Origin of the sequence: Pseudomonas sp. NPDC087614 (assembly GCF_044743485.1) — a bacterium.
GTDB classification, from domain to species: Bacteria; Pseudomonadota; Gammaproteobacteria; order Pseudomonadales; family Pseudomonadaceae; genus Aquipseudomonas; species Aquipseudomonas baetica_A.
Genome location: NZ_JBIUWN010000150.1, coordinates 1 through 4,240 on the forward strand (window position 1 = coordinate 1; position 4,240 = coordinate 4,240).

At 54.6% G+C, this 4,240-nt stretch carries 3 protein-coding genes; all 3 read right to left on the reverse strand.

From position 1 onward, the window contains the following. Window positions 1-1,105, reverse strand: a 1,105-nt coding sequence (locus ACIOWA_RS27480) for a Re/Si-specific NAD(P)(+) transhydrogenase subunit alpha (protein ID WP_401162881.1), incomplete at its 3' end; no start/stop codon positions are given. A 1,227-nt stretch (window positions 1,106-2,332) separates the two neighbouring features. Next, on the reverse strand, window positions 2,333-2,935 hold the full coding sequence (gene wrbA / locus ACIOWA_RS27485; RefSeq protein WP_401162883.1) for an NAD(P)H:quinone oxidoreductase: 603 nt from the start codon (window positions 2,933-2,935) through the stop codon (window positions 2,333-2,335). Window positions 2,936-3,068: 133 nt separating this feature from the next. Beyond that, the gene (locus ACIOWA_RS27490) at window positions 3,069-3,767 is read right to left on the reverse strand and encodes a pirin family protein (RefSeq protein WP_401162882.1); all 699 of its coding nucleotides are present in this window, start codon (window positions 3,765-3,767) and stop codon (window positions 3,069-3,071) included. Between the last annotated feature and the right edge of the window lie 473 nt (window positions 3,768-4,240).

Consider the following 4,240-nt stretch of genomic DNA (forward strand, 5'->3'; position numbering starts at 1 on the left):
TGACTTGGCCGTCGCGGCACACCAGGCACGCGGCGACGATGTCGTCTTCGAGGTTGATTTCAAACTCCCCTTCCTTGGTGAAGACCAGCTTCAGGAAGTCCAGCAGGTTGCGCGCGTACAAGGCTGACGCATCGGCGGCGACAGCGCCGGCCAGGTTGGTCGGGCCGCAGATGATCACGCCGTTCTCGACGACTATCTGGTCGGCAGCCGTCAGAGGGCAGTTGCCACCTTGGGCAGCGGCAAGGTCGATCACCACGGAGCCGGGCTTCATCTGTGCGACGGTTTCGGCGCTGAGCAAGGTCGGCGCTTTGCGGCCGGGAATCAGGGCGGTGGTAATGACAATGTCGGCCTGCTTGGCGCGTTCGTGCACGGCCAGGGCCTGGCGTTGCATCCAACTGGTCGGCATTGGGCGGGCGTAGCCGCCGACACCGACGGCGCATTCGCGCTCTTCATCGGTCTCGTAAGGCACGTCGACAAACTTGGCGCCGAGGGATTCGATCTGCTCCTTAACGGCCGGGCGTACGTCAGACGCTTCGATCACTGCACCGAGGCGTTTCGCGGTGGCGATGGCTTGCAGGCCTGCAACGCCGGCGCCGAGGATCAGCACGCGTGCGGCCTTCACGGTGCCTGCGGCGGTCATCAGCATCGGCATGAAGCGCGGATAGTGATGAGCGGCGAGCAGCACAGCTTTATAGCCGGCGATGTTGGCCTGGGAAGACAGCACGTCTAGGCTCTGGGCCCGCGAGGTGCGCGGCGCGGCTTCGAGTGCGAAGGCGGTGATGCCGCGCTCGGCAAGCTTGGCGATAGTTTCGTTGCTGAACGGATTGAGCATGCCCACCAACACGGTGCCGCTTTTGATCAGCGCAAGTTCGCTGTCGCTGGGCGCAACCACCTTGAGAATAAGCTCCGCGCCAAACGCATCGCTGGCACTGCCAATGGTTGCGCCTGCCGTTTCATAGGCACTGTCGGGGACGCTGGCGTTAATGCCTGCTCCGCTTTGTACAGTGACCTTATGGCCCTGGCCGATCAGCTTCTTGATGGTTTCCGGGGTGGCAGCCACCCGCGTTTCACCCGTCAGACTTTCGAGAGGAATACCGATTTTCACGTATATCTCCATACCAAGATAAAGAACGCACCATGCGACTGGATGAACAGCCACCGCGTAGATATCTTCTGGTTTAGGTGAACGGGACTAGAGAGGGGGCAGAGGCCTGGCTAGGCAAATATTTTCGAGGGCTTGCGGGGGCAGCTCGATCGAGCTTTCGTGCGAAATGCTGAGGTAATGCAACGCTGGCTCAGCGTTCCATAAAGCACAATACACAGTGGAGGACTTTACTAATGTCGTGAGTAAGCAGCGAGCGGTGTGAGACGTCATCTGTAGACACCTTGTACGGCGCAGTTGGAGCGCTCTAGGTTCTCTCTGAAACGCATGAAAAGACGATCCACTCACAGGAGTTGTGTGGAGTGCTGAACCGAGTCCGTTGTCTCGAAAGTGAGACAATCTTTAGCTAAAGAGGATCAGAAACGGCACATCTCTCATACGATCTATTATTTTTATACGCCATGATGATGCACCACTGATATGCTAGCATGCAAGCACGCCATTAAGAAAAATTTGCGGCCGTCCTCCTCAGCTATCTGATCCAAGCCATTAGGGCGAAGGCATCCACCTCTATTTTGATCGCGCAACGTCAAGCCTTAAAGGGCAGATTACATTGCCCTACCGAGCCTCCACCGTTGGTTACCCTCGGAGAAGCCGATCGACATTAAATCTGTACCCCTCATTTCCTGCGATTTTCGCAGCAAAACGACCAAGCTCAATCAGCCGTACGTTCACGGCCGCTAGGTATAAAAGACCGTGGCCAAGCGCGCTCCTGCAACTGAGCCATAAGCTGCTGAGCTTACGCTTGCGTATATCGCCGCGACGCAATAGCCCACGCGGCACAGAACAATCACAGCCCCACGAGCAGCCATTGCGCTGTTGCCCCGAGAAGCAGGTAATACGGTATTTAACAGTAGAAAAAAGCTCGAAGGTGCCCCTGCTATCAGGAGCTCCTTCAACTCCATGAGCCTAAGCAGCTCGACTACGCAGCTTATTAAAAAACTCATGCGAACATTAGGCATCCAGCCAGACATTCTCAGCGAACATACAACCCCAGTACTCCGGTTCTTCTGAAACCAAAGTATGTCGTAGCATTGTGATATGTTGCCGGGATGCTTCTGATGGCTCTTGTAAAGCCTGCAGTTGACTGAAGCTAGCAACCTGCGCCTACGAACACGCTTGAGCTTAAGGCGCATGCTGATTCAGCACGACTAGACTCCGATTGAATCCTTAAGCTTTAACAAGTTTCGAAGCAAGCTTGGCGACGTATTCGCCTTGATGACGAGCGATTTCCAGCTCGCGTGTATCAGGCTGGCGCGAGCCGTCGCCGCCGGCAATGGTAGAAGCACCGTAAGGAGTGCCACCGCCAACTTGCGACACATCGAACAGCGCAGGCGTGCTGTAGCCCAAGGGAACGATGATCATGCCGTGGTGAGCCAGAGTCGTCCAAGTGGACGTGATAGTCATTTCCTCGCCACCACCGGTACCGGTGGAAGTGAAGACGCTGGCAATTTTGCCAACCAGAGCACCTTTGGCCCACAGACCGCCTGTCTGATCCAGGAAAGTGCGCATCTGTCCGGACATGTTGCCGAAACGGGTCGGGGTGCCGAAGATGATCGCATCATAGTCGCTCAACTCGGATGGACTAGCCACCTGAGCTTGCTGATCGACTTTCCCGTAAGCAGCTTTGAACGCTTCCGGATCCATGGTTTCCGGCACACGCTTGATAGTGACCTCAACGCCGGACACTCCTCGCGCTCCTTCGGCGACTTGTTGGGCCATGGTCTCAATATGACCGTACATGGAGTGATATAGTACCAGTACCTTTGCCATCTTTACTTCCTCTTGGTTTGGAACGGGGGAATTACCGCCAACAGTCTTGGCGAATAAATTGCTGAGCCAACCCATGCTGGAACCTCTGTCATAGATCTGATCGTGTATGACCTGATTTCGACGGTGGCCCGTCTTATGCGACGTCCACCATCACGATTTCACTGAGTTCAAGAGCGTTGAACTCCAGCAAATTTTCATCTCTTACGGCCGCGCCATCACCCACCTTCAAGGTTTTACCATTCAACTTGATGCTGCCTTGGGCCACGACCAGATACGCTTTGCGATGGTGTTCGATTGCGTAATGGGTGCTCTGGCCTTCTTGCAGTGTCGCCGCCACAAGACGTGCATTACAGCGGATAGGCAACGCATCCTCATCCCCTTCCATTCCGCTGGCCAAGGTGACAAAACGCCCTGCGGAGGCACCGCTGGGAAACGGACGGGTACCCCAGGATGGCGGCATACCGGTTTGGTCTGGCTGGATCCAGATCTGGAAAGTCTTGGTGATACCCGCCTCGAGGTTGTATTCGCTATGGGCGATACCAGTGCCGGCGCTCATGACCTGGACGTCACCAGCAACCGTTCTCCCCTTGTTACCCAGGTTGTCCTGATGAGTGATCGCCCCTTGGCTAACGTAGGTGATGATTTCCATGTCTTTGTGGGGATGAGAAGGAAACCCTGAGTTGGGAGCAATTATGTTGTCGTTCCAGACAAGCAGGCGCCCCCAGTTCATACGATCCGGATCGTAGTAGTTCGCGAACGAAAAGTGATGTTTCGCGTTCAGCCAACCGTGATGATCGCTACCAAGTTGTTCAAATGGGCGCAGCTCAATCATGTCTGTTTTCCAAATTAAGGTAGGAATTGACAGACATCATCCATTCAACAACGCATCGAAAAAAGCGCAAATTACTGCCCAATGCGTACAGTATTTTAGATAGTTGATGGGATCAGCAGTTCACTACCCATGCCATGCAGCTAGGCAACAGCTGAGACAGGCAGCCATCACATTGCTGACAAGCTGTATCTGCCAGACACTTGCCGTTAATCACGGACTGGCTCAGTCCCTGAGCCCATGACCCACGGGATCGAAATCTACTTTTTAGATCGATTTGAGCGAAAAATTTCGCTTTTCCAGGTAGGGTTTTATGAAGATAATTTCATCTACAAATATTAAGATTAAAGGTAAGTGGGTATGGCAAAACTTCCAGGCTATACCGGCGTTTTTCAAGGTTGTTGTCGCGTCGCCGTCTAACTATGCCGCTCTTTTCTCGGTCTGCTGCTGCCGATCCGGGTTCAACATCACAGTGC

Bases quoted from the DNA above. Each gene is read 5' to 3' on its own strand.
- wrbA (WP_401162883.1), bottom strand. From the start codon at position 2,935: ATGGCAAAGGTACTGGTACTATATCACTCCATGTACGGTCATATTGAG.
- ACIOWA_RS27490 (WP_401162882.1), bottom strand. From the start codon at position 3,767: ATGATTGAGCTGCGCCCATTTGAACAACTTGGTAGCGATCATCACGGT.